Source organism: Flagellimonas abyssi, assembly GCF_019457905.1.
GTDB classification, from domain to species: domain Bacteria; phylum Bacteroidota; class Bacteroidia; order Flavobacteriales; family Flavobacteriaceae; genus Flagellimonas; species Flagellimonas abyssi.
Genome location: NZ_JAHZSV010000001.1, coordinates 72,025 through 97,386, shown reverse-complemented (window position 1 = coordinate 97,386; position 25,362 = coordinate 72,025). Strand labels below are relative to the sequence as shown.

General features: G+C 41.3%; 19 protein-coding genes. 14 read left to right on the top strand and 5 right to left on the bottom strand.

What is annotated here, in order from left to right:
• Positions 1 to 2 precede the first annotated feature (2 nt).
• Both K1F36_RS00410 and K1F36_RS00405 read left to right on the top strand, forming a co-directional pair.
• The gene (locus K1F36_RS00410; RefSeq protein ID WP_220112032.1) at positions 3 to 923 is read left to right on the top strand and encodes an ATP-grasp domain-containing protein; all 921 of its coding nucleotides are present in this window, start codon (positions 3 to 5) and stop codon (positions 921 to 923) included.
• A gap of 49 nt (positions 924 to 972) precedes the next feature.
• Entirely contained in the window at positions 973 to 1,968 is a 996-nt protein-coding gene (locus K1F36_RS00405; RefSeq protein WP_220112031.1) for an SMP-30/gluconolactonase/LRE family protein, read from the top strand.
• 9 nt (positions 1,969 to 1,977) lie between these two features.
• On the opposite strand, the gene K1F36_RS00400 is transcribed toward K1F36_RS00405, so the two are convergent.
• Entirely contained in the window at positions 1,978 to 2,733 is a 756-nt protein-coding gene (locus tag K1F36_RS00400; RefSeq protein ID WP_220112364.1) for an XRE family transcriptional regulator, read from the bottom strand.
• A 184-nt stretch (positions 2,734 to 2,917) separates the two neighbouring features.
• On the opposite strand from K1F36_RS00400, the gene K1F36_RS00395 reads away from it, so the two are divergent.
• The 3 genes from K1F36_RS00395 to K1F36_RS00385 all read left to right on the top strand — a co-directional run bounded on the left by K1F36_RS00395 (position 2,918) and on the right by K1F36_RS00385 (position 6,858).
• A complete protein-coding gene (locus K1F36_RS00395) occupies positions 2,918 to 4,180 on the top strand; it encodes a putative DNA modification/repair radical SAM protein (protein ID WP_220112030.1) in 1,263 nt (420 codons plus the stop codon).
• A 107-nt stretch (positions 4,181 to 4,287) separates the two neighbouring features.
• Positions 4,288 to 5,064 carry a TIGR03915 family putative DNA repair protein gene (locus tag K1F36_RS00390; protein WP_220112363.1) on the top strand — a complete coding sequence of 259 codons (777 nt, stop codon included), beginning with the start codon at positions 4,288 to 4,290 and terminating at the stop codon, positions 5,062 to 5,064.
• 372 nt (positions 5,065 to 5,436) lie between these two features.
• Positions 5,437 to 6,858: an aminotransferase class V-fold PLP-dependent enzyme gene (locus tag K1F36_RS00385; RefSeq protein WP_220112029.1), complete on the top strand. Its 1,422-nt coding sequence runs from the start codon at positions 5,437 to 5,439 to the stop codon at positions 6,856 to 6,858.
• Positions 6,859 to 6,948: 90 nt separating this feature from the next.
• On the opposite strand, the gene K1F36_RS00380 is transcribed toward K1F36_RS00385, so the two are convergent.
• The gene (locus K1F36_RS00380; protein WP_220112028.1) at positions 6,949 to 7,473 is read right to left on the bottom strand and encodes a hypothetical protein; all 525 of its coding nucleotides are present in this window, start codon (positions 7,471 to 7,473) and stop codon (positions 6,949 to 6,951) included.
• A gap of 83 nt (positions 7,474 to 7,556) precedes the next feature.
• Between K1F36_RS00380 and K1F36_RS00375 the strand changes: the two genes are divergently transcribed.
• From K1F36_RS00375 to K1F36_RS00350, 6 genes are all read left to right on the top strand, one after another.
• Positions 7,557 to 9,305, top strand: a complete 1,749-nt coding sequence (locus K1F36_RS00375) for an APC family permease (protein WP_220112027.1) — start codon at positions 7,557 to 7,559, stop codon at positions 9,303 to 9,305.
• Positions 9,306 to 9,409: 104 nt separating this feature from the next.
• The gene (gene uvrA, locus K1F36_RS00370; protein ID WP_220112026.1) at positions 9,410 to 12,271 is read left to right on the top strand and encodes an excinuclease ABC subunit UvrA; all 2,862 of its coding nucleotides are present in this window, start codon (positions 9,410 to 9,412) and stop codon (positions 12,269 to 12,271) included.
• Between the two features lie 15 nt (positions 12,272 to 12,286).
• Positions 12,287 to 12,973: an LOG family protein gene (locus K1F36_RS00365; protein WP_220112025.1), complete on the top strand. Its 687-nt coding sequence runs from the start codon at positions 12,287 to 12,289 to the stop codon at positions 12,971 to 12,973.
• Positions 12,974 to 13,028: 55 nt separating this feature from the next.
• Positions 13,029 to 15,818, top strand: a complete 2,790-nt coding sequence (locus tag K1F36_RS00360) for a gluzincin family metallopeptidase (RefSeq protein WP_258538881.1) — start codon at positions 13,029 to 13,031, stop codon at positions 15,816 to 15,818.
• Positions 15,819 to 15,975: 157 nt separating this feature from the next.
• Positions 15,976 to 18,387: an alpha-ketoacid dehydrogenase subunit alpha/beta gene (locus K1F36_RS00355; RefSeq protein ID WP_220112024.1), complete on the top strand. Its 2,412-nt coding sequence runs from the start codon at positions 15,976 to 15,978 to the stop codon at positions 18,385 to 18,387.
• A gap of 100 nt (positions 18,388 to 18,487) precedes the next feature.
• The gene (locus K1F36_RS00350; RefSeq protein ID WP_220112023.1) at positions 18,488 to 18,865 is read left to right on the top strand and encodes a DoxX family protein; all 378 of its coding nucleotides are present in this window, start codon (positions 18,488 to 18,490) and stop codon (positions 18,863 to 18,865) included.
• A 3-nt stretch (positions 18,866 to 18,868) separates the two neighbouring features.
• Here K1F36_RS00350 and holA read toward each other — a convergent pair whose 3' ends face one another.
• Entirely contained in the window at positions 18,869 to 19,870 is a 1,002-nt protein-coding gene (gene holA, locus K1F36_RS00345) for a DNA polymerase III subunit delta (protein WP_220112022.1), read from the bottom strand.
• Positions 19,871 to 19,896: 26 nt separating this feature from the next.
• On the opposite strand from holA, the gene K1F36_RS00340 reads away from it, so the two are divergent.
• From K1F36_RS00340 to K1F36_RS00330, 3 genes are all read left to right on the top strand, one after another.
• Entirely contained in the window at positions 19,897 to 20,343 is a 447-nt protein-coding gene (locus K1F36_RS00340) for a type I restriction enzyme HsdR N-terminal domain-containing protein (protein ID WP_220112021.1), read from the top strand.
• Between the two features lie 12 nt (positions 20,344 to 20,355).
• Complete coding sequence (locus tag K1F36_RS00335) at positions 20,356 to 21,357, top strand: glycosyltransferase family 2 protein (protein ID WP_220112020.1); 1,002 nt, start codon at positions 20,356 to 20,358, stop codon at positions 21,355 to 21,357.
• Positions 21,358 to 21,453: 96 nt separating this feature from the next.
• On the top strand, positions 21,454 to 22,326 hold the full coding sequence (locus tag K1F36_RS00330) for an OmpA family protein (protein WP_108247019.1): 873 nt from the start codon (positions 21,454 to 21,456) through the stop codon (positions 22,324 to 22,326).
• A gap of 52 nt (positions 22,327 to 22,378) precedes the next feature.
• Here the strand turns inward: K1F36_RS00330 and K1F36_RS00325 are convergent, their stop codons facing one another.
• Complete coding sequence (locus tag K1F36_RS00325; RefSeq protein WP_220112019.1) at positions 22,379 to 22,999, bottom strand: L-threonylcarbamoyladenylate synthase; 621 nt, start codon at positions 22,997 to 22,999, stop codon at positions 22,379 to 22,381.
• Between the two features lie 131 nt (positions 23,000 to 23,130).
• Complete coding sequence (locus K1F36_RS00320; protein ID WP_220112018.1) at positions 23,131 to 25,347, bottom strand: alpha/beta hydrolase; 2,217 nt, start codon at positions 25,345 to 25,347, stop codon at positions 23,131 to 23,133.
• Positions 25,348 to 25,362 lie beyond the last annotated feature (15 nt).

Sequence of the window (25,362 nt, the reverse complement as noted above, 5' to 3'; positions counted from 1 at the left end):
CAATGAAATTTGACGTAGTCGTTCTCACGGACCACCGTTACGTGGCCCCAGAGAAAAAAACACCGTACATTGAAAATGTGCTCCAAGAAGACCGACTGGTTCTGGAAGCGCTGCAAAGTCAAGGGTTAAAAACAGTAAGAAAAGCTTGGGACGACCCTGATTTTGACTGGTCGACGACCAAATACGCTCTGTTCCGAACTACTTGGGACTATTTTGACCGGTATGCCGAGTTTTCAAATTGGTTGGATAGAGCATCGCAACAAACAAAGTTTATCAACCCTAAAAAGCTAATTTATTGGAACATAGACAAACATTATTTAAAGGATTTGTTAATTGCCGGCGTTAATATTCCAAGAACGGTATTTATTGAACAAGGTGCTACCCCTACCCTTGCCGAGACCATAAAAATTTCAAAATCGGAACATGGTTTTACTTCAAGCGAGTATATACTAAAACCCTGCGTATCCGGCGCTGCAAGACATACCTATAAAATAGATGATAGTAAGGTTGGGGACCACGAAGCAATCTTTAAGCAATTGGTATGTGAAGAGGCCATGATGCTCCAAGAATTTCAACATCACATTGTATCCGAAGGAGAAATTTCCATGATGGTTTTTAACGGAGCGTTTACCCATGCAGTTTTAAAAATTGCCAAACCAGGGGATTTTAGGGTTCAGGATGATTTTGGCGGCACCGTACATCCCTATTCCCCAAGCGCGGAGCAAATCGAATTTGCCAAAAGTGTGGTACAAACCGCTCCTGAACTCCCTGTCTATGCCAGAGTCGATATTTTTAAGGACAATAATGGCAAATGGGCACTGGCCGAACTTGAAATTTTTGAACCTGAACTATGGTTCCGCCTCAACCCCGTAGCAGCAAATGTTCTGGCAAAAGGAATCAGGGAAACCATCGCCTTCGATTGAAACCAACTGGGATTGATATATATTTTTATCTTTAAATAAACTTTTAGAAATGAAAAACCTAGCCGTTATTCTATTGAGCATTTCCCTCGGGTGTTCCGCCCAGCAAAGCACCACGGGAGAGTTGGTGGCCAACGAAGATGCCTTTTTTGACTATGTGGATAAGAATGCAAAAATTGAAGTACTCGCTGAAGGATTTATATGGGCCGAAGGTCCTGTCTGGGTAAAAAAGGATGGGTTTCTTCTTTTTTCCGATGTTCCTCAAAACACCATTTTTAAATGGAACGAAGCTGAAGGCATTTCTGAATTCTTAAAACCATCCGGGTATACCGGTATCCTACCCTATAGTCGTGAGCCCGGGAGCAACGGGTTGATCATCAATAATCAAGGTGAGCTAGTGGCCAGTGAACATGGAGACCGTAGGATTTCCAAAATGCCATTGACCAAAGGCGGTAAAGTTACGATTGCCGATACTTGGCGGGGCAAACGGTTCCACAGTCCAAATGATATCGTACAGACCTCGACGGGCATTTATTATTTTACCGATCCCCCGTACGGTTTGCCAGAGCAACAAGATTCCCCTTTCCGTGAAATAGATGCATTCGGTGTTTATAAAATAGATAACGATGGAAATGTGGAGATGGTAGTTTCCGATCTGAAAAGACCAAATGGCGTGGCACTTTCATTGGATGAAGATATACTTTATGTCAACCAATCAGATTCCGATGAGCCCTACATTATGGCCTACGATATAAAAAGTGACGGCACATTGGATAATGGCCGAATCTTTTTTGACGCTTCTGAATTGCAAAAAGAGGGGCTAATAGGTTCTCTGGATGGACTTAAAATTGCCATGGACGGAACTATATTTTCGACCGGACCTAGTGGTGTTTTGGTCATCACGCCGCAAGGAAAGCTGTTGGGACGCATAGCAACCGGACAACGAACCGCCAATTGTGCATGGGGCGATGATGGCTCGGTCCTTTATATGACCGCCCATAACTATCTGATGAGAATTCAGACCAAAACAAAGGGGGTTGGTTTTTAGAAAGTAATTCTAATTTCCTGCAATTTGCTTTTTCAGCTCCTCCATTGATTCCTGAAGCTGTCTGAGCAAGCCTGTTTCCGTGGTGGCATCCACATTAAAGGTCAATTTACTGCTTACTTCCCAAATTTCTTGGATTTGAAAGGGTTTGATTTCGTAGGGCGGGTAAGTTTCATTCAAAGAGACCAATGTGATGTCATTGGAATTGGGCTTACGTTCAATCTTTTTTACCATCACCGAATCCTGCAGCACCACCACATACATTTTATTCGGACTCACATGGTCTATATGCTCGATTGCTCTTGCCAAAACCCAGTCATTGGGCCTTAAATTCGGCAACATACTGTCCCCTTCCACCTGAAAACCACGATAAGTGGCATTTCTAAACTCTGGAATGGGCATATCAAAAGCGGGCAACTGCCTATACCAGCTTGTATCGGAAATATTCTGTGGATACCCGGCCGCGGCTTTGGCATTTACCATTACCATGTTATCGTTGTCCGAATTATCAACTGTTACCACCTTTGGAATAACACTGGTTTTGGAGGTATCCAAGTGTTTCTGATCACTTTCACCGAACAACCAAAGTGGGTTAATCTTAAACTGTTTTAAAAGCTCGCTCACCACTTTGCCCGAAAGTTTGGTTCTCCCCCGCTCTATATCCGCTGTCGTGTTTTTAACACCAAGCAAATCGGCAAATTCAGTCTGTGTAAAACCAAGCTCCCTCCGTAGATCGGTAAATCGTTTTAAAGTTATTTCATTTTCCATCATCAGGTTGATAATGTCGTGACGAGCGTAGTCGAGATATAAAGCAGTATGTTAATTCTGGAATATGCTCATTCAGACAATCCATGCTCAAATATAGCTATTTTGGAATATTTCCAAAAATTTTTATGGAATATTTCCATATATTGGATTATTTCCATATTTTTGGTTGGAATATTTCCAAGTTATGAATTTTGAACGGATACGAGAAAAACTAAATATATTGGCAGACGCTGCAAAGTACGATGTCTCTTGTGCGAGCAGCGGAAGTGACCGTTCCAATAAAAATAACGGATTGGGCAATGCTTCCAAAATGGGAATTTGCCACACCTACACGGCAGATGGTCGATGCGTATCACTATTAAAGATTCTTTTGACCAATCACTGCATTTTTGATTGTGCCTATTGTGTTACCCGTAAATCGAACGATGTCCCAAGAGCTGCCTTTAAGGTGCAAGAAGTAGTGGACCTGACCATCAATTTTTACCGAAGAAATTATATCGAGGGACTTTTTCTGAGCTCGGGAATATTCAAAAGTCCCGACCATACCATGGAACGTTTGGTAGCGGTGGCCAAAAAACTGCGGGAAGAGGAAAATTTTAATGGGTACATCCATTTAAAATCAATCCCCGGCGCTAGCGACGAATTAATGTACCAGGCAGGGCTCTATGCCGACAGACTTTCGGTAAACATTGAAGTGCCGACCGTTTCAGGATTAAAATTATTGGCCCCGGACAAAAAGCATGAAGACTTTACCAAACCGATGGAAAAGGTGAAAAATGAAATCGTACGATATACAACTGAACGAAAAATCATCAAAAGCACTCCCAAGTATGCCCCTGCGGGCCAAAGCACCCAAATGATTGTGGGTGCTTCCGGAGAATCGGATAAGGATATTATGTATTCTGCATCCTATTACTATAAAACCTACAATATGAAGCGTGTGTATTATTCCGGATATGTGCCCGTGACTCACGATTCCCGGTTACCCGCCATTGGCTCCAAAGTCCCCATGTTGCGAGAGAACAGGTTGTACCAAACCGATTGGCTGCTGCGTTTTTATGGTTTTTCTGTTGGAGAGCTTTTGAATACCCAACATCCCAATTTGGATATGGACGTGGACCCTAAACTCTCATGGGCTTTGCGAAACTTACATCATTTTCCAGTGGATGTGAACTCGGCCGATAAGCATCTATTGGCCCGAATTCCAGGGATTGGGATGCAATCGGTATATAAAATTATAAAAGCAAGAAAATTTCGAAAATTGAACTGGGACCATCTGAAAAAAATCGGTGTGGCCCTCAACCGTGCCCAATATTTTATGGTTTGTGATTCCCGACTTTGGGAACGTCGTGATATGGACGCGGAGAAAATAAAAGGCATGATCCTGCAAACTTCCTCTGGGAAATTTCGGAATCAGTACAGTACACAATTGTCATTGTTCAATTAGGAATTGGCAATTGATGAGTAAGTCATTTCGACCGAAGGGGAGAAATCTAGATTTCTCAGTTGTAAACTCCTTCGAAATGACATAAAAGAAACTAAAAAGCAAACATGATGAATGCTTCAACAACCTTAGTTTATGACGGAAGTTTTAATGGATTTCTGACCGCCGTCTTCGTCGCCTTTGATGAAAAAATCAACGTGGCAGACATTCAAAAGAACAATCAATCCCAAAACGGATTGTTCTCAGAAACGGAAACAGTTTTTACAAACGTGGAGAAAGCGAAACGTGTATGGAACGGAATCCGTAACAAAAGCCACAATGCCATCTCCAATGTGTATTTTGCTTTTTTGAGCGAAGCCGAAGGTGTAGAAATGATGCTCTACAACTATATTCAAAAATTGATGCGCACCAAAAATGGGAAGTATTTGGACTATTCGGACAGTACGGTGCTGCATATTGCCCAATTAGCTAAAAAAGTGGGGCGCGAAAAGCACCGTATGGAAGCCTTTGTACGGTTTCAATTGACCAAGGATGAAATTTATTTTGCCAATATCGAACCTGATTTTGATGTTTTACCCTTGATTTCCAAACATTTTCGTGACCGTTACGCAGACCAAAAATGGTTAATTTATGATGTGAGGCGTAAATATGGCATCTACTATGATTTGGACCATGTGGAGATGGTATCCTTGAACCTGAAAGATATCCATCATAATAAAACGGTAAAAAGTGATGCCTTCACCAACGAGGAATACGAATACCAAACGCTGTGGAACGATTATTTTAAAAGCACTAACATTGCTTCACGGATTAATCCAAAATTGCACAAACAGCATGTACCAAAAAGGTATTGGAAGTATTTGAGCGAGAAGAAGGTTACAGCTTAATGATTTGATAGTTTGAGCAGCAACTCGAAAAATGGATTCTTCCATTATCTCCAAACTTGAATTTAGCCCTTAAGAATCGATTGAGGCCAAAGATACCTGCAACTATCTTGTTTTTTCAATTTTCATGCCTCCATTCTGGATTTTTGATCCAAAAGAATTTTTTATTGCTTCAAACATATCTTGAGCATACAGGTGTATCTTAAATTATCTAGGTTTATATTAAATAATGTCCTGCAATCACGAATGGTATTCAAGATTTACTAATTCTTGGTCAATTATTTAGTTTTTGCATCTCATAACCCCTAGTAGCTTTTCTACCAAGTTGCAACATTACTTATAAACATTTGTGATACAGGCGAAAAGATCATAATTATGTTAGAGTTACTTATAAAAAAGATTCAGGGGTTAAGTTCACAAAATGTAGAGCTTTTGCATGATGCGTATTTTAATCGTCTCAGAGCAAAAAACTATGAAAGGTTGGATAGGGACGGACACGTTTATTTAGATTATACGGGTGGAAGTTTGTACGCGAGCTCCCAATTAAATGAACATATGGAGTTATTGGCTTCAAATACCTTTGGAAACCCCCACTCCTCCAATCCAACTTCAGAATTATCCACCAACTTGGTGGAAGAGGCAAGGGATGCAATCATTTCATTTTTTAAGGCCCATGACTATTACTGTGTTTTTACACCAAATGCCTCCGGTGCACTGAAAATTGTGGGAGAATGTTATCCATTTGAAAATGATGGACATTTTTTATTGCTAGCCGACAATCATAACTCAGTTAACGGTATAAGGGAATATTGTAAAAATGCTGGCGGTGTCAACGAATATGTGCCAATGAACAGAATCGACCTAGGCGTTTCCAGAGATAAGCTATTTAATAGTCTGAAAAATTCCTCAAGAACATCAAAACTATTTGCTTATCCCGCACAATCGAACGTATCGGGCATCAAACATGATCTTCAATGGATTTCCACAGCCCAAAGTTATGGCTGGGATGTTTTATTGGATGCAGCGGCCTTTGCGCCTACCTCTCCTTTAGATTTGACGAAACACTCCCCTAACTTTGTTGCTGTCTCATTTTATAAAATGTTTGGTTATCCTACGGGATTGGGTTGCTTATTAATAAAAAAATCTTCATTCGGAAAACTGCAGAAAAAATGGTTTGCAGGAGGAACTGTTAATTTAGCTTCTGCAATGACCCCACATCACTTTTTGATGGACAATCATGAACGATTTGAAGATGGCACACTCAACTATTTGGACATTCCTGCATTAAAAATTGGATTGGACTATTTGAAATCGATAGGGATGAAACGGCTTAATGAACGGGTGGGCTCATTAATGGAGTACATTTTTTACAGATTGAAGGATTTAACACATAGCAATGGAGCACCTCAGTTGGAAATATTTGGGCATCCCAAAAGATTGAATACCGGGGGCACCATGAGTATGTGTTTTAAAAATCCCGATGGGTCGAAAATTGATTTTCACCAAATTGAGGAAATGGCCAACGATAGAAACATTTCCCTTCGTTCAGGTTGTTTTTGTAATCCGGGATTAGATGAAACCATCAATTGTATGAACACCAATGAAATAGATCAATATTTTAAAAGTCGTGTATCCGGAAATTATTTGGATATGATTGATTTTTTACAAGTAATGCGAGGTTCGATAAGAATTTCGGTGGGTATCGCCACCAACCGTGACGATTTGGATGCTTTTGTATCGTTGGTTCGTGGTTTGAAGGACAAAACTATTTCTAAAGAAATTTTAAAAGCATCTTGAGAAACGCTAAAAGCAATGCCTTTTTATCATTGATAGAAAGGCATTGTTTATTGTTTAGGCAGACATCCTGACCAAACATCTTGCTTATGCTTACCTACTCTTCTCCCCCACAAAATGGTCATTCTTGGTCTTGAACAGTACATTAAAACTGGTCAAACTACCATAAATGCGGGTAATATATTGCTGTAGGTCCACCTTTTCTTGATCATCAAGGTTTTTACTGCTATTTATTTTTTGTTCCATCACGCGGATACGGTCCCGCACCATCACAATTTTATGGAAAAAGGTCTCAATGGGCATTTCCTTGTTGGCCGTGCCATCATCGGGTTCCAAAACCAGTTTACCACCCTTCCATTTGTCAGCCATGGCTACTTTTTCGTGGGTATCGCTCCATTTTTCAAGAATCTTCACCAAGGATTGTTCCACATCAAAAAAGCTCACACTGTCCACTTCGGCCTCTACGCCTTCAATCACTTCGAATTCAGCATCCAAATCAATGGTTTCCAATCCATTTTCCAAAAAAGTGACCCAATAATGTTTGGACGATACGTTGGTGACCACCCCTTTGCCATATTCCGGATGGTCTATTCTAGAGCCTATGCCTAATATTTTCATAATTGTATTTGTTTTCTGTTCTCAAATTTAGATTTTTTGGTTGTAAGCCCTAACTTCGTTGTCGGTTTTTTAAACCAGTATTCATGGAACCACGAAAAATAAGAGCAAAGCTCGGGGAGTTGGCTTCAACTTCCATCAGTGGTAACGACATCAGTTCTTCTTGTCTTTACGTATCCGCTTTGGCCGTTTTGCACGCAGGCCAATATGCATGGATTTCCTTGTTGATCGTTGGTGTTGTTCTCTTTTTATTTCGGAAAATTTACGGCGAAGTAGTCGGGGCACTACCTATGAACGGAGGGGCCTACAACGCCCTGTTGAACACCACCAGCAAGGGAATGGCATCTTTGGCTGCGTCCTTGACCTTATTATCGTATATGGCCACCGCGGTAATCTCCGCCAATGAGGCCATGGCTTATTTAAAGAACATTGTGCCACAACTGCCCGTGATTTTGGCCACCATAGGCCTATTGGCCTTATTTATGGGACTGGTTATCATCGGTATTGGCGAATCTTCCAAAGTGGCCATTGCCATTTTTATTTTCCATTTGGCTTCTTTGGTTTTATTATCCTCATTCGCGGGCATCTATCTTTTCGAACATGGCTTGGATGTATTTGCCGACAACAACGCACTGCCCGTAAAGCACGGTGCGTTGCCCATGGCTCTGTTCTTTGGGTTTTCTGCGGCCATGTTGGGCATAAGCGGGTTCGAAAGCTCTGCTAACTTTGTTGAAGAGCAGAAAAAAGGCGTGTTTCCCAAAACCTTGCGCAATATGTGGGTGGTGGTCACCATTTTTAATCCCTTGATTGCCTTTTTGGCGCTGGCCGTTCTACCTATTTCAGATATAGAGTCCAATAGTGAAGCATTGCTATCCATAATGGGCAACCAAGTAAGTGGTTCTTGGTTATCCTTCTTGGTTTCTGTGGATGCCGTACTGGTTTTGAGCGGGGCCGTACTTACCTCTTTTGTGGGCGTGTCCGGTCTGGTGGAGCGTATCACTTTGGATAGAATCCTGCCCCCATTTTTATTAAAGCGTAACAAGAACGGAAGCACCTACCGGATTGCCATCGTGTTTTTTATGCTTTGTGTTTCCATTCTATTGATTACCGAAGGTGACTTGGAAGCTTTGGCCGGTGTATATACCATAGCCTTTTTGTCCGTAATGGCACTTTTTGGTATTGGTAATATTTTGCTTAAAGTAAGGCGAAAAAACCTGCCACGACCTGAACGCTCTGGTTGGTTGTCCTTGCTTGTTGCCATTGCTGCGGTTATTACGGCTTTAGTGGGAAATATTCTTTTGAACCCTGACTATTTGGTTGTGTTTATGGAATATTTTGTTCCGACCATAGCCCTGGTTTTGGTAATGCTCAATAGGACGGCCCTGTTAAAATTGTTATTACGTTTGATTCGGTATTTTCTTGACCCCATCAACCGGTTTTTGGTAAAATCCTATCGAGGTATCAATCGGGTAATCGACCACATCAACGACCAAGAGTTTGTCTATTTTACCAAGAAAGATGATGTGGCCGCTCTCAACAAAGTGCTGCTGTATATCCGAAACAACGAGCATACCCGCAAATTAAAAATCGTATCTATTTTTCCGGAAGGAGAACAGGCCACCGACAGCTTTATATCTGATTTAAAAGTACTGGATAGGGAATATCCCGAAATTAAAATCGAATACATTCAATTGAAAGGAGAATTTACACCCAAAAAAATAAAAGAACTCTCCGAAAAATGGAATATCCCCATCAATTTTATGTTTATTGGAAGCCCCAGCGATAAATTCCCATACCCTTTGCAGGAGCTCGGAGGCGTCCGCCTCATCATTTGATGGAAAGCATGGTACTTTAAACATCTTTCGTTAACAAAAACGAAACCAAAAGGCTACTTCCTTTTTAAATCCCAAATCGCTACATTTGAGGTTTGCTATGATTTATGATCAATTACGAAGAACATATTGAGGTTAAGGGCGCAAGGGTCCATAATCTTAAAAATATAGATGTTACAATTCCACGAGAAAAGCTTGTGGTCATTACCGGACTTTCGGGCAGTGGTAAATCCTCTTTGGCCTTTGATACCATTTATGCCGAAGGCCAACGCAGGTACATCGAAACCTTCTCGGCCTACGCCAGACAATTTTTGGGCGGTTTGGAACGACCCGATGTGGATAAAATAGATGGTCTTTCACCTGTAATCGCCATAGAACAGAAGACCACTTCAAAATCCCCTCGATCTACCGTGGGCACCATTACGGAGGTTTACGACTTTTTAAGATTGCTGTTCGCTCGTGCTGGCGACGCCTACAGTTATAATACGGGCGAAAAAATGGTGAGCTACAGCGATGAGCAGATCAAAGATTTGATCATTGAATCGTACAAGGACAAGAAGATCAATGTGCTTGCCCCCGTAATTAAGTCACGTAAGGGACATTACCGTGAATTGTTCGAGCAAATTGCCAAGCAAGGGTTTGTAAAAGTTCGGGTAGATGGTGAGATTACCGACATCACCAAAGGGATGAAGGTAGACCGATACAAAACCCACGATATTGAGATTGTAATCGATCGTTTGAAGGTCGTCGATAGCGAAGATTTCCATAAACGCTTGAGCGAAACCATCAATACGGCCATGTACAGTGGGGACAATGTTCTGATGATTTTGGAAGAGGGCGAAACCGTTCCCCGGTATTTCAGCAGGGATTTAATGTGTCCATCATCGGGCATCTCCTATCCTACTCCTGAGCCAAACACGTTTTCCTTCAACTCTCCGAAAGGAATGTGTCCGGAATGTAGTGGATTGGGCCACGTGTACCAGGTTAACGAGAATAAAATCATTCCCAACAAAAAAATATCCATTAAATCTGGTGGACTTGCCCCCTTGGGCGAATACAAAAAATCTTGGGCCTTCAAACAACTGGAAACCATTGCGCAGCGCTATAATTTTGATTTGACGGATGCCATTGAAAAGATTCCGGAAGAAGCCATGAACGTTATTTTGAACGGCGGCAAAGAAAGTTTTGAGGTCGATTCCAAAAGTCTGGGCGTAAAAAGACAGTATAGAATTGATTACGAAGGCATTTCCAACTTCATCAAAACCCAGTACGAAGAAGCCAACTCCACTTCCATAAAAAGATGGGCCAAAGATTACATGGATAAAGTGGAGTGTCCTGCTTGCGAAGGCTCACGATTGCGAAAAGAGTCCCTCTATTTTAAGATAGACGGTAAGAACATTGCCGAACTGGCCCGAATGGATATTGCCGAGCTTGCTGCTTTCTTCATGCATTTGGAAGGTTCGTTGGAAGGCAATCAGAAAAAGATTGCCGAAGAAATCATAAAAGAGATCAAAGCCCGTGTCGGGTTTTTGTTGGATGTGGGGCTGGACTATCTATCATTGAACCGAAGCTCCAAATCATTGTCAGGTGGTGAAGCGCAACGTATTCGACTGGCTACACAGATTGGTTCTCAATTGGTAGGTGTCCTCTATATCTTAGACGAACCTAGTATTGGCTTACACCAACGCGACAACGAACGTTTGATTCATTCCTTGGAAGCACTGCGAGATATTGGAAATTCCGTAATTGTGGTAGAACACGACCGTGATATGATCGAGTGCGCGGACCATGTGATAGATATCGGCCCCAAGGCGGGCAAGCACGGTGGCAAGATTATTTCCGAAGGAAGTCCCAAGGATTTGGTGAACCAACAAACCTTGACCGCAAAATACATCACAGGGGAACTGGAAATCCCCGTCCCGAAAGAGAGGCGAAAGGGAACGGGTAAAAAAATTACGCTCTCTGGCTGTACCGGTAACAATCTTAAAAACGTGACGGTGGATTTTCCTTTGGGAAAATTAATCGGTGTCACAGGTGTTTCGGGTAGTGGCAAATCCACTTTAGTGAATGAGACCCTCTACCCTATTATGAACGCCCATTACTTTAACGGCGTTAAGAAACCAATGCCCTATAAAAAGATAAAGGGACTGGAGCATATTGACAAGGTAATCGACATCAACCAATCCCCGATTGGCCGAACGCCACGTTCAAATCCAGCCACCTATACTGGCGTTTTTAGTGAAATACGTTCCTTGTTCTCCAAAACTACCGAAGCTACCATTCGTGGTTATAAACCCGGTCGTTTTAGCTTTAATGTGGCAGGGGGACGATGCGAAACTTGCCAAGGTGGCGGCCTTAAAGTCATTGAAATGAACTTTTTGCCCGATGTGTACGTGGAATGTGAAACCTGTAATGGTAAAAGGTTCAACAGGGAAACCTTGGAAATCCGTTACAAGGGCAAATCGATTGCCGATGTTTTGGAAATGACCATCAACGAAGCTGTGGATTTCTTTGAGAATATTCCAAAAATTCATCGTAAACTTAAAACAATAAAAGATGTAGGTTTGGGTTATATATCATTAGGGCAACAATCCACCACCCTCTCTGGTGGAGAGGCCCAACGGGTGAAATTGGCAACAGAACTCTCCAAAAGAGATACCGGAAACACCTTTTACATCCTCGACGAACCAACAACAGGCTTGCATTTTGAAGACATTAGAGTACTTATGGACGTACTCGACCGTTTAGTGGACAAGGGCAATACCATTTTGGTCATAGAACACAATATGGATGTCATTAAAATGATGGACTACATCATCGATATTGGTTACGAAGGTGGACGAGGCGGCGGAAAAGTTGTTGCTACAGGAACTCCCGAAGAAGTGGCCAAGGACAAGAAAAGTTACACCGCCAAATTTTTAAAGAAAGAATTGGAAAACACAAAACAAAAAATTGCACGAGCAGTTTAAATAAAAGTTATGCATATGCGAAGAGAACAACATTCCAAGGGATGGAATGAGATAAAGACAAACGACTCATGGGCCATATTCAAAATTATGGGCGAGTTTGTCAATGGATTTGAAAAAATGAGCAGAATAGGCCCCTGTGTCTCCATTTTTGGGTCGGCAAGGGTACGTGAAGGACATGATTATTATGATTTAGCGGTAAAAATATCCCAAAAAATCGCCGAGGCGGGTTATGGGGTAATCACCGGTGGAGGTCCCGGAATTATGGAAGCTGGTAACAAAGGTGCCAGCTTAGCAGGTGGAACTTCCGTTGGGCTGAACATTGACTTACCATTTGAACAGCATGACAATCCCTACATTGATGATGATAAGAGCCTTGACTTTGATTACTTTTTTGTACGGAAAGTGATGTTTGTGAAGTATTCGCAAGGTTTTGTCGTAATGCCGGGAGGGTTCGGCACATTGGATGAATTCTTTGAAGCACTAACTCTTATCCAAACCCACAAAATACATACATTCCCTATTATACTTGTTGGTACCGAATTTTGGAAGGGGCTTTTGGATTGGATCAAAAATACGTTGGTCGAAGCCGGTAACATTAGTCCAAAAGACCTAGATTTGATCAAATTAGTAGACACAGAAGATGAGGTTGTTGAAATTATAGACGCTTTCTACAAAGGCAGAACATTGAGTCCAAATTTTTAAGCCTACTACATTGATTATCCATCGAGCTTTACTTAGCGTTTCGCTGCTTATCATTATGGTGTGCCCCAAACTTTGGTCGCAACACCAAAATGAGATTGTGGCCATACTTGATGGACCCACCAATCAAATTCGTATACGACAACACTTCACCTATGTGAATCAGTCCCAAAAGGGGCTCTCCACGTTGTATTTCAACGACTGGAACCATGCGTACTCCAACAAAAACACGGCACTGGCAAAGAGATTTGGTGAAGAATTCAATAGGAGCTTGCATTTGGCAAAGGACAGGGAACGCGGAAAAACCACTATAAAATCTATTGTTGACAGCAATTATGCAGGTTTGGATTGGAAACGCCGCGGCAATACGGATATCATTGCCGTCAACCTAAATGAAATCCTTAAACCCGGAGAGTCTGTTAAGCTATTTTTTACCTACACCATTAAATTGCCGGATGCCAAGTTTACTGGATATGGGCATACGGGCAACGGGTATAATTTAAAGGATTGGTACCTTACCCCTGCAGTTTTTACAAATGGAGACTGGGAACTTTACGATAATATGAACCTGGACGATCTCTATACCGATATCACCGACACACGAATTAACTTCACTTTTCCGAACCTGCTATATGTTGCCTCTAATTATCGTATGTCCGTTGTTTCCAATTTCCCCGGGGGCAAACACGTACAGCTATTTGGTGACCAAAGAAAGAGTTGTGAAATTATCCTGACCATAGATGAAAGGTTCACCAAGCACATCACCGGCCACCTTAATATCACCACCGATATCGAATCCAATAAATATGAAGAAATAGCCCAGGGCATATCCATAAACAATATTTCACAGTTTCTTTATGAGAACCTTGGGGAATACCCCCATGATAATCTTTTGGTAAGCGAATATGACTACAACAGGTCACCGCTGTACGGAATCAGCCAACTTCCATCTTTTATAAGGCCTTACGAGGAGCGATTCCAGTTTGAAATGAAATTTTTAAAAACGGCCATTCGAAATTATCTGAAGGAATCCTTATATCTAAATCCAAGGAAAGAACGATGGGTGAACGATGCCATTGGATATTATCTTATGATAAAATTTGTGGAGGAACATTACCCCAATCAAAAACTGATTGGAAAACTGTCCAGAATCTGGGGGCTTAAGAACTTTCATCTCGCCCAAATGGATTTTAACGAACAATACTCTTTGTTCAGCATGTTGCCCGCACGAAAAAACATCGATCAAGCACTGACCACCTCCAACGATTCATTGATCAAGTTCAACGAAAAAATCGCCAATGGCTATAAAGCTGGGCTTGGGATGTCATATTTGTCTGCATACTTGGGCAAAAAAGAGATTGATAGCACAGTGCTGGACTTTTATAAAAATTACAAACAGAAGCAACAGGTTAGTGCTACTGACTTTAGGACAACCATTGAAAAATATGCTGACAAAGATGTTGATTGGTTTTTTGATGAATATGTATCCACGGACAAGAAAATAGATTTCAAAATCAAAAAGATCCAAAAGTCTGAGGACTCTATCACCTTCACGCTAAAAAACAAGAGGGGCACCAATGTTCCCATATCTGTTTTTGGGTTGGAAAATGATACAGTGGTATCGCAGTATTGGTTTTCGGATATTGATAGTACAAAAACCTTTACCATACCTAGAAAAAGTGAGGATAGACTGGTACTTAATTACGACCAAAAAATTCCGGAATTCAATCAACGTGATAACTGGAAGACCTTGAACGGGTGGCTGTCCAGCAATAAAAAATTGAAGTTTCAATTCTTTAAGGATACCGAAGACCCTTATTATAATCAGGTTTTTTATGTACCCATTGCAAACTTCAACCTTTATGATGGTATTACACCTGGATTACGATTGTACAACAAAACCTTTTTAGAGCGTCAATTCCAGTATGACATCTCCCCTACTTATTCATTTCTAGAAAAAACAATGGTAGGGAAAGTTGGTTTTAGATATAGAAAATACCACAAGAAAACCGGGCTTTACGTCACCAATTATTCGTTTTCTGCTTCAACGTCGCACTTTCAGGAAAACTCTCGATTTACCACAATTACGCCAGCGGTGAGTTTTGGGTGGCGTCCGAACGACTTGCGTTCCAATCGCAGACAAAACCTTCTTTTTAGGTATCGCAGTGTTTACAGGAGCATAGATGAGAGCCTTGTTGGCGAGTTGGATACCGACCCAGACTATGGCGTCTTGAACGCTCGATATACCGATGTGGACAACAACATCCTTAACTACTCCCTTTGGTCCATAGATGCTCAACATTCAAGCGAATTCACAAAGCTTGCTTTTGAATTCGAATACAGAAAGCTTTTTCAGAGCAACCGCCAGTTTAATCTACGTTTCTATGCAGGTAAATTTTTAAGGAACGACACAGAGTCCAATTTTTTCAGTTTTGCATTGGACAGACCAACGGATTATATGTTCGACCTTGCTTATCTGGGTCGGTCAGAAGATTCCGGCATATACAGCCAACAAGTTATTATTGCCGAGGGAGGCTTTAAATCAAAGTTGGAAAACCCTTTTGCAAACGATTGGATCGCCACAACAAACGCCAGCACCAATATTTGGCGATGGGTCGAGGCGTATGGTGACTTAGGGTTCCTAAGGAACAAAGGCGACAACCCTCGTTTTGTTTACGATTCCGGTATCCGCTTAAATTTAGTGACGGATTATTTTGAACTCTACTTTCCAGTATACTCCAACCGGGGGTGGGAAATAGCTCAGGACAACTATGGAGAGCGTATTCGTTTTATAGTTACCATTAGTCCTAGAACCTTAACAGGTTTGTTTACACGAAAGTGGTTTTGATTGTCAAATCAATAATTCAACACACAATAAATCACCTATAATTAATATAAATTAATTTTTATTGCGTTTATTTTGATAAATTCTCATTTTATTAACAAGATTTGATGTTGCTATTTTGATGTATTTTTAATAGTTTTGCATAAATCTTCAAATTTCCATGAAACCTAAACCTAGCACAAGTAACGACATCTCTTTTGACGATTTCAAATCTCAAATTCTTCAAGATTACGAGACTGCCGTTATGAGTAGGGAATGTAGTCTATTGGGACGTCGCGAAGTACTTTCGGGAAAAGCCAAGTTTGGAATATTCGGAGACGGCAAAGAGCTCCCCCAACTTGCAATGGCAAGAGCATTCCAGGATGGTGATTTTAGAAGCGGTTATTATCGTGACCAAACTTTTATGATGGCTTTGGGCTACTTAAGCCCCAAAGCATTTTTTCATGGGCTTTATGCCACAACGGATCTGGAGAAGGAACCTATGAGTGCCGGAAGGCAAATGGGCGGGCATTTTGTGACCCATAGCCTAAATGAAGATGGAACATGGAAAAACCTGACCGAACAAAAGAACAGTAGCGCGGATATTTCCTGTACTGCAGGCCAAATGCCTCGTTTGCTCGGTTTGGCCCAAGCTTCAAAAATATATCGCCATGTTGAAGGTATCGACCAGACCAATTTCTCCAAAAACGGAAATGAAGTAGCTTGGGGAACCATTGGTAATGCAAGTACCAGCGAAGGTCATTTTTTTGAAACCCTGAATGCAGCTGGGGTAATGCAGGTGCCCATGGTAATAAGCATTTGGGATGATGAATACGGAATCTCCGTACCCTCCGAGTTCCATACCACCAAAGGTGACATTTCCGAAGCTTTGAGTGGATTACAGCGTGATGAAGAACATGATGGCTTTGAAATCTTAAAAGTCAAGGGATGGGATTATACCGCCTTGATACATGCTTTTGAAAACGCTTCGGACATTGCCCGCGAAGGTCATGTACCTGTGTTGGTCCATGTAACGGAATTGACCCAGCCCCAAGGTCACTCTACCTCTGGGTCGCACGAAAGGTATAAATCCTCCGAACGTTTGGAATGGGAACGAAAAAATGATTGCAACAAACGCTTTAGGGAATGGATCATTGAGAATGGTATAAGTACCGAAGATGAACTCAAAAAGGTGGAGCGCGACATAAAGCACAAAGTACGTTCCGCTAAAAAAGAAGCTTGGTCCGAGTTTTTGAAGCCACAATTGACCGCAAAAAAGGAATTGGTGCAACTATTAGAAAAAGTAGCCGCACAAAGCCCAAATAGAGCCTTCATCAATAAATTAAAGAATGATTTAATCGCAGTAGAGGAGCCATTAAGAAAAGACTTGGCATCGAAGGCGAGACAAGCACTACGTTACCTTTTGGGAGAATCTACCACGGAAAAAAAACAGCTTCAGCAGTGGATAGATGGCTTCTTGATAGAAAACCAACCCCATTACAGTTCGCATCTTTACAATGAGCTGGGCAACAAAGCCACAAAAATAGAGTCTGTAGCACCTTCTTATCCTGAAAAAACCGAGGAAGTCGACGGAAGAATCATTTTGAGGGACAATTTTGACGCTCTTTTCTCCAAGTATCCTGAGGCACTTATTTTTGGTGAGGACACTGGAAATATTGGCGATGTAAACCAAGGACTGGAAGGCCTTCAAAAGAAGTATGGCGAACTAAGGATTGCCGATACTGGAATTCGTGAAACATCTATAATAGGCCAAGGAATCGGTATGGCACTCCGTGGATTACGGCCCATAGCCGAAATACAGTATCTGGATTATATCCTTTACGCAATTCAAACTTTGAGCGATGATTTGGCCACTTTGATGTACCGGACCGTGGGTAAGCAAAAAGCCCCGCTCATCGTCCGTACACGAGGGCACCGCTTGGAAGGAATCTGGCACTCCGGGTCCCCTATGGGAGGATTGGTGCATTTATTAAGAGGAATGTACATTTTAGTACCAAGGAATATGACCCAGGCAGCGGGATTCTACAATACACTTATGAAAAGTGACGAGCCAGCTTTGGTCATAGAAAGCCTTAACGGGTATCGCCTAAAAGAGCAAAAACCTGCCAATTTAGGAGAGTTCTGCACACCAATTGGCAAGGTGGAAACCCTTAAAGAAGGAACGGATATTACACTCTTATCATACGGTTCCACACTTCGTATTGTGGAAAAAGTAGCAAACGATTTATTGGAAGTAGGCATTGATGCCGAGGTTATCGATGCACAATCACTTCTTCCTTTTGATTTAGACCATGACGTAGTAAAAAGTCTTCAGAAAACCAATCGCTTTTTGGTGATTGATGAAGATGTTCCAGGTGGGTGTTCGGCATATTTGATGCAAGAAGTGGTCGAAAAGCAAGGTGGTTACAAATATTTGGACAGTGCACCACAAACGTTATCGGCCAAGGAACATAGGCCAGCTTATGCTTCTGATGGGGATTATTTTTCCAAACCCAATGCCGAGGATATTTTTGAGAAAGTGTACCAAATTATGCATGAATCCAACCCTAAATCGTATCCGTCTTTGCGTTAGTATTTCCTTATACGTCAATTCAAAAGCACTTTTCGTCAATTAATGTTACGTTTTTTAAAACATAATCTTTAATTTCACGGGGAATAATTTTACCCCTCGAATGAAAAACAATACTCTGATCCACCTTGGTCTCGCATTGCTTAGAATTGTACCATCTGCATTTATGCTGACCCATGGTTATCCAAAACTTATGAAACTTATCAATGGCAACACGGAATTTGCCGATCCTTTTGGGATTGGACAAGCTCCTTCATTGTTTTTAGCTGTTATTGGTGAATTTATCTGCCCCCTATTAATGATCATCGGATTTAAAACACGATGGGCCGCTATTCCCGCAGCCATTACAATGTTTGTTGCTGCTTTTATTGCCCATGGTTCAGATCCTTTCGGAAGAAAAGAGTTGCCATTGCTTTACCTTACAATTTTTGTGATCATCATGCTATTGGGTCCGGGCAAGTACAGTGTGGATAAAAAGTAATCTTTAGATTATTTCGGATAGTAGTTCTTTCAGCAAATCGGCCTGTCCCATATTGCTGGCACCTACCCCTTTTCCCTTTAAATCTAAATTCCTTAAGCTGGAAATAATGCCGCTCACTCTTTTCATTGGGTAATTTTTTGCGGCCACTACATACTCGTTTACAAAATATGGGTTAACGCCAAGTACCTTGGCCACATTTCCCGGAGAATGGTCCTTGAGCCCATGATATTGCAAAAGTTGGGTGAAAAAGGTGTTAAGTAGTGTAACCGTAACCACAAAGGGATTGTCCTTTGGGTTCTGTACGAAATAATCAATGATTCGTGATGCCTTTTTAACATCACGCTCCCCAATCGCTTTTTTCAGCTCAAAATTATTGAAGTCTTTGCTTATCCCAATATGCTCTTCGATAAGATCAGGGGTTATTTCCGTAGCAGGCGGGACAATCAAAGCCAATTTATCAAGTTCGTTGCTGATTTTGCTCAAATCAGTTCCAAGATACTCCACCAGCATTACACAGGATTTGGGGGAAATCTTGTACTTTTTACTCGCTAAGGTCCTTCGAATCCAATCCGCCACTTGATTATCGTAGAGTTTTTTACTTTCGAACAGCTCGCCACTTTTGTTAATGGCCTTGTACAGTTTTTTACGCTTATCCAGCTTCTTGTATTTGTAGCAAAGCACCAAAATTGTGGTCGGCTGTGGGTTCTCTGCGTAAGAAACAAGGTTTTCGATAGTTCTTGACAAATGTTGGGCTTCCTTTACAATTACCACTTGGTACTGGGCCATCATAGGAAATCGTTTGGCGTTCGCAACTATGTCATCCACAGAGGTGTCCTTACCGTACAATACCATTTGATTAAAGCCTTTCTCATCTTCCGTAAGTACATTTTCGGCTATATATTGAGAAATCCTATCAATATAATAGGGCTCCTCCCCCATTAAAAAATATATAGGTTTTGGATTTCCCTTGTTGATTTCCGATACAATCTCCTTTACTTTGTCCATTCAAATTATATCATCAGTTTTGTAGAATGCAAGATTTGAATTTTCCACCCTATTCGTTTCGAATCAAAAATAGCCAAAATAGGCAGTACATTTTTGATGGGCTACGTAAAAAATTTGTAGTCCTCCAACCGGAAGAATGGGTTCGCCAGCACGTGCTCAGATATTTGGTCTTTACCAAAAATTATCCGAAGAGCTTGATCAATGTTGAAAAACAGTTGACGGTCAACAACCTAAAGAAGCGATACGATGTTGTCGTGTTCAACCCTGATGGCTCTATTTTTCTTTTAATCGAATGCAAGGGGCCGGATGTAAAAATCACTCAGGATACTTTTGACCAAATAGCCCGCTACAATTATGAGTTAAAGGCTGAATACTTAATGGTGACCAACGGCCTGGATCATTATTATTGTAAAATGGACCATGAGAATGAAAAGTATACGTTTTTGAAGGATATTCCTGATTTTAGCCGTTAATTTGCCTCCGTTTTGAAAATCGCCGTCGTCATACTCAACTGGAATGGAGAAGCCTTGCTCGAAAGGTTCCTGCCTTCTGTTATGAAGCATTCGGATGGAGCCGATATATATGTGGTGGACAATGCCAGCACCGACGGATCGGTTGATTTCTTACAACAGCACTACCCTACCATTGGAATAGTTCAAAACAGCTCTAATGGTGGTTTTGCCAAGGGATATAACGATGGCCTTGAACATATTGAAGCTGACATATTCTGTTTATTGAATTCTGACGTGGAAGTAACTCCCAATTGGCTGGAGCCTATCAAAGATGCCTTTAAGTCGATTCCCGAAGCATCCATTATTCAACCAAAAATTTTGGACCTAATCCAAAAAGACCACTTTGAATATGCTGGTGCAGCAGGTGGATTTATTGATATGTTCGGATATCCATTTTGTAGGGGGCGTATTTTTCAGACCATCGAAAAAGACGAAGGACAGTACAACGATATTAGAGAAGTATTTTGGGCCACGGGCGCCTGTATGTTCATTAAAAGTGACGTGTTTCAGAAATTAGGAGGGTTTGACGAGGACTACTTTGCCCACCAAGAAGAGATTGATTTATGTTGGCGCGCAAAAAATGCTGGTCATAAAGTATATTATGTAGGCCTCAGCAGCGTGTATCATTTGGGCGGGAGCACCCTTTCCAATATGAACCCGAAGAAAACATTTCTCAACTTTAGGAACTCGCTGTACTCCATCACAAAAAATCTTCCCAGAAAAAAAGCAATCCCTTTGGTGCTTGCCCGATTAGTTTTGGACGCTTTGGCCGCATTGCGTTTTGTGTTCCAATTAAAATTCGACCATTGTTTCGCCATTTTGCAGGCCCATCTTAGCTTTTATGCTAACTTTATAAAAATGTATAGAAAACGCGAAAAAGCTAATTTTATATTAAAATACCATATTACGACATCCATAGTATGGTCCTACTTCGTACATCAAGTAGAGAATTTTAACATTTTAGTAAAAGATTAACGAAGCCGAAATATAGGTACTTTGCTTTTTATCTAATTTTGGTATAGTTTTTTAACATTTGATATATCTAACAATCCTTAAATTATAATCTGAACTATGAAAAAAGTTTTTCTAGGAACATTGGCAATGACGATTCTATTATCCTCTTGCGTATCGCAAAAGAAATATGCCGAATTGGAGGCCAAGCACAAAGAAACACAAGACCTATTAAATTCCGCAACCGTTAAATTGAACGATTGTTTGGAAGATAAAGCAACCGCTGACTCTAGGTTGAAAACTCTCGAAGACCAAAATGCATTCCTTAAAGCGAACAACCAAGAACTCATAAACAATATGGGCAACTTGACTACGCTTACCACAAAAGGTGCTGAAAACCTTGAAAAGTCTTTGGAAAGCCTTAAAGAAAAAGACCTTACCATTAGAAAACTGCAAGATGCCGTTACACGTAGAGATTCTGTTAACCTTTCTTTGGTACAGAGCTTAAAAGGTGTATTGGGCAACTTGGACGATGAAGACATCGAAATCAGTGTTGAAAAAGGTGTTGTATTCGTTTCTATCTCTGACAAACTATTGTTTAGAAGCGGAAGCTACAACGTAACCAACGCTGCTAAAGAAGTACTTGGCAAAGTAGCCAAAGTAGTGAACAACAAGCCTGATTTTGAATTTATGGTAGAAGGTCACACAGATAACGTACCTTACAGAAGCGGTGTTCTACTTGACAACTGGGATTTGAGTGCCAAAAGAGCAACATCCGTTGTTAGAATACTACAAGATGATTTTGGTGTAGATCCTGCAAGAATGACTGCTGCCGGACGTAGCTACTACGTGCCACTAGTAGGTAACGATACTTCTGCAAACAGAGCCAAAAACAGAAGAACAAGAATTGTTGTACTTCCAAAAATCGATCAGTTCTATAGCATGATCGAAGAAGGAATGAAGGATCCAGCAATCGGTGGTTCTGGTAAATAAGAAATAAGCTTAAGCTTTAAAAGAAAAGCGGCCAAATTGGCCGCTTTTTTTATTAATATATCTCAAGGCTGCCCTTGCCTTCCCGAATTACTTCCGGTTCGTCTCCTGAAAGGTCTATTACCGTAGAGGCAACGTTATCACCGTATCCGCCGTCGATCACAATATCCACAAGATTCTGCCATTTCTCATAAATAAGTTCAGGGTCGGTAGTATATTCCAAAATATCATCATCATCCCGTATAGACGTAGAAACAATGGGATGTCCCAACCCTGTCACCAAGGCACGTGCAATTGAATTGTCGGGAACACGGATACCTACCGTTTTCTTTTTTTTAAAGTCCTTTGGTAAATTATTGTTTCCCGGTAGAATAAAAGTATAAGGCCCTGGCAAGGTTCTTTTTAGAATCTTGAACGTAGGGCTATCTATTTGGCGAACATAGTCCGAAAGATTGCTCAAATCCGCACAAATAAACGACCAATTGGCCTTTTCAAGCTTTATTCCCTTAATCCGGGCAATTCGCTGCAATGCCTTGGTATTGGTGATATCGCAACCAAGTCCGTAAACCGTATCCGTAGGGTAGATCACAAGGCCGCCCTTTCGGAGCACGTCCACAACTTGCTGCACCTGCTTAGGGTTCGGGTTTTCTTCATAAAGTTTAATAAACTCTGCCATTTTTTATTTAGATAAGTAAAATGAAGCCAAAGAGCCAAGTACAAAGATACGCTTATAATTCAGCAGAGCGTTTAAGCCGTCCATATTAACAACGAGCTTAAATCGAAATATTATAGTAAAATATTGATGCTTTATCTCCCTGCTCGGTATAACCCAATATCATCAAGAATCACTACCCCAATAGAATCCTTATCAAAAACCATATGGATACTTTTAATCTTGTCCAGCTTTAAGCTATCGTTTTCTTTTAAGAAAGATGACATCGGCAAATAGCAGCTTTTTAATTGGTCTTCAGCGTTTTTTCCTATCATGTTTTTGTCCAGAAAATCGAACTTGGTAAACTTGGTCTTGATAATTCCGGGCAAAGCATTGTAATCCGATATTGCCACCGATGCGGTGTTTCCAGTGCTATCTTTAAGCATTACACTAAAATTGAAACCAAACTTTGGTGGATTGTCCTTTTTGTCCCAATCCTTTAGTTCCAATTCTGAAATATCACCCATAGCCATGGATAAAGCGAGGGTATCTGCATCACTGAAATTCTTCAATGTATCGGGCAGCGAAATACTGAACACCGGAATGGAATCCTTTTGCACATTCCTGCCATGGTGCCAACCCAAGACCAAAATATTGTTTTGCTGGCTCCCGCCATCTCTGGACATTAACTCGGTTTCACGCCAAACTTTGAAGTTATTGGCTGCAAGTAAAATGCTGTCAGAAGCATTGGTCAAGTCTATGTCACCTTCAAAATTTACCAGCACGTTCTTATGTATGTCGCTATATTGACTTCTATAGGTTTCTTTGGGCAACCAATCATGCACCAAATCAACATTTTTGAACATGGGTCGGTAACTTTCATCGCCTTTAAATATGCTCTCGGCAAATGCACTGACATAAACCTTTGCCACTTGCCTTTGCTCCTCCCCCGTGACCAGTGGTTCAAGATTGAGCAACCATTTCATAGGAGCGCCAAAATCCGAACGTCCCCACGATGAATTAAATTGACCATGATTGGCATGGTTCATATACAATCCGGTTTTAAAGCCATCAAAATCATCGGAAAATTGCAGTCTGTGATATGGGCGCATTCCCCAAAAACTTGTTTCATCAGCGTCTGATGCACCTTGAATGCTCAAATAGTTGATGTCCTTTAAACTAATCTCACGATTGTACCTATAATCTGTGGGTGCTACGGTAATAATACCTTTAATCCCAAAACCAAAGTCGAACTTCTCATTGCCATTATCGGGAAACCTCTCTAATTTATTAAAAGCTGCCGCTATGGATACCGCTTCGCCCCCTCTGGAATGCCCCATTAAGATTACATTGTCCAAATCTGCCTTTCCTGATAATTCGGAAGTCTCATCATTGTTCCAATTTCGCCATTGTTCCAGATGTTTGAGCAACAACCAACCACGCGTTGGCATTTCCTTGCCCATAAAATCACCGGACCAATGTCCGTTGATGAAGTTTTCGTCAACCGAGACCCCAATAATACCTCGGCTGGCCAAAAGCTCTCCGAGATAGGCATAACCGCCATCGGAATAATCGAGCATACTGTGGTTGCCATGTACCATCATCACCATTGGGAAAGGACCTTCACCTTTGGGCATATATACCCGGGCATTCAACGGGAAGCTGTCCACGCCAAACCCCCAATATTTTTCGCGCCATTTTTTCTTTTTGCCCTTCCATTCCGGAAGTAACAAAGTTGCGTTTACAGTAGGTGTCTTGAATCTGACACCTTCCGCATATTCTGTTCTTTTCTCATCGGTTCCACTGCCGTAGGTAAAGACTTCAGTTTCAAAATCGCCATTTTTTGATGGGTCAGCAACGCCAAGTTCACTCAAAGTTGTTTCGGGCATTCTTTCTTCGGATGATAACTCTTCCAAATATGGGTCGCCATCCAAAGCATTGAATCCATAAAGCCCTAATGCAATCAGAACAATCCCAATAAGAATAAGTGCGCTGCCCTTTCCAGTATTTTTATTTTTTATGATTTGCCAGACACCCAAAACAATCAATACCAAACAGATAAACCCGAACAAGGCGAGACTATAGAACAAAAGGGATGGCCACCTAAAGGCATACATCCTCATAATATAAAGCGCCAAAAAGCCTCCCAAGATTGTTGTTGCAATCGGCACTGGAATCTTCTTGGCCAATGGAAAGAGCCAAGTCAGCAATAATTTTAAAACTAGAATCAGCACGATGCCTATCAATATTCCGGCCACCATGGTAACCCAAGCGGGATATCCAATGGCGTAATGATAACCGGCCACTCCGAAAAGGGTGACAACCAGAATGGCAACTGCTATAAATACAGGTCTGAGAAATAGATTCTTCATAGGGGGAGGTTGGTT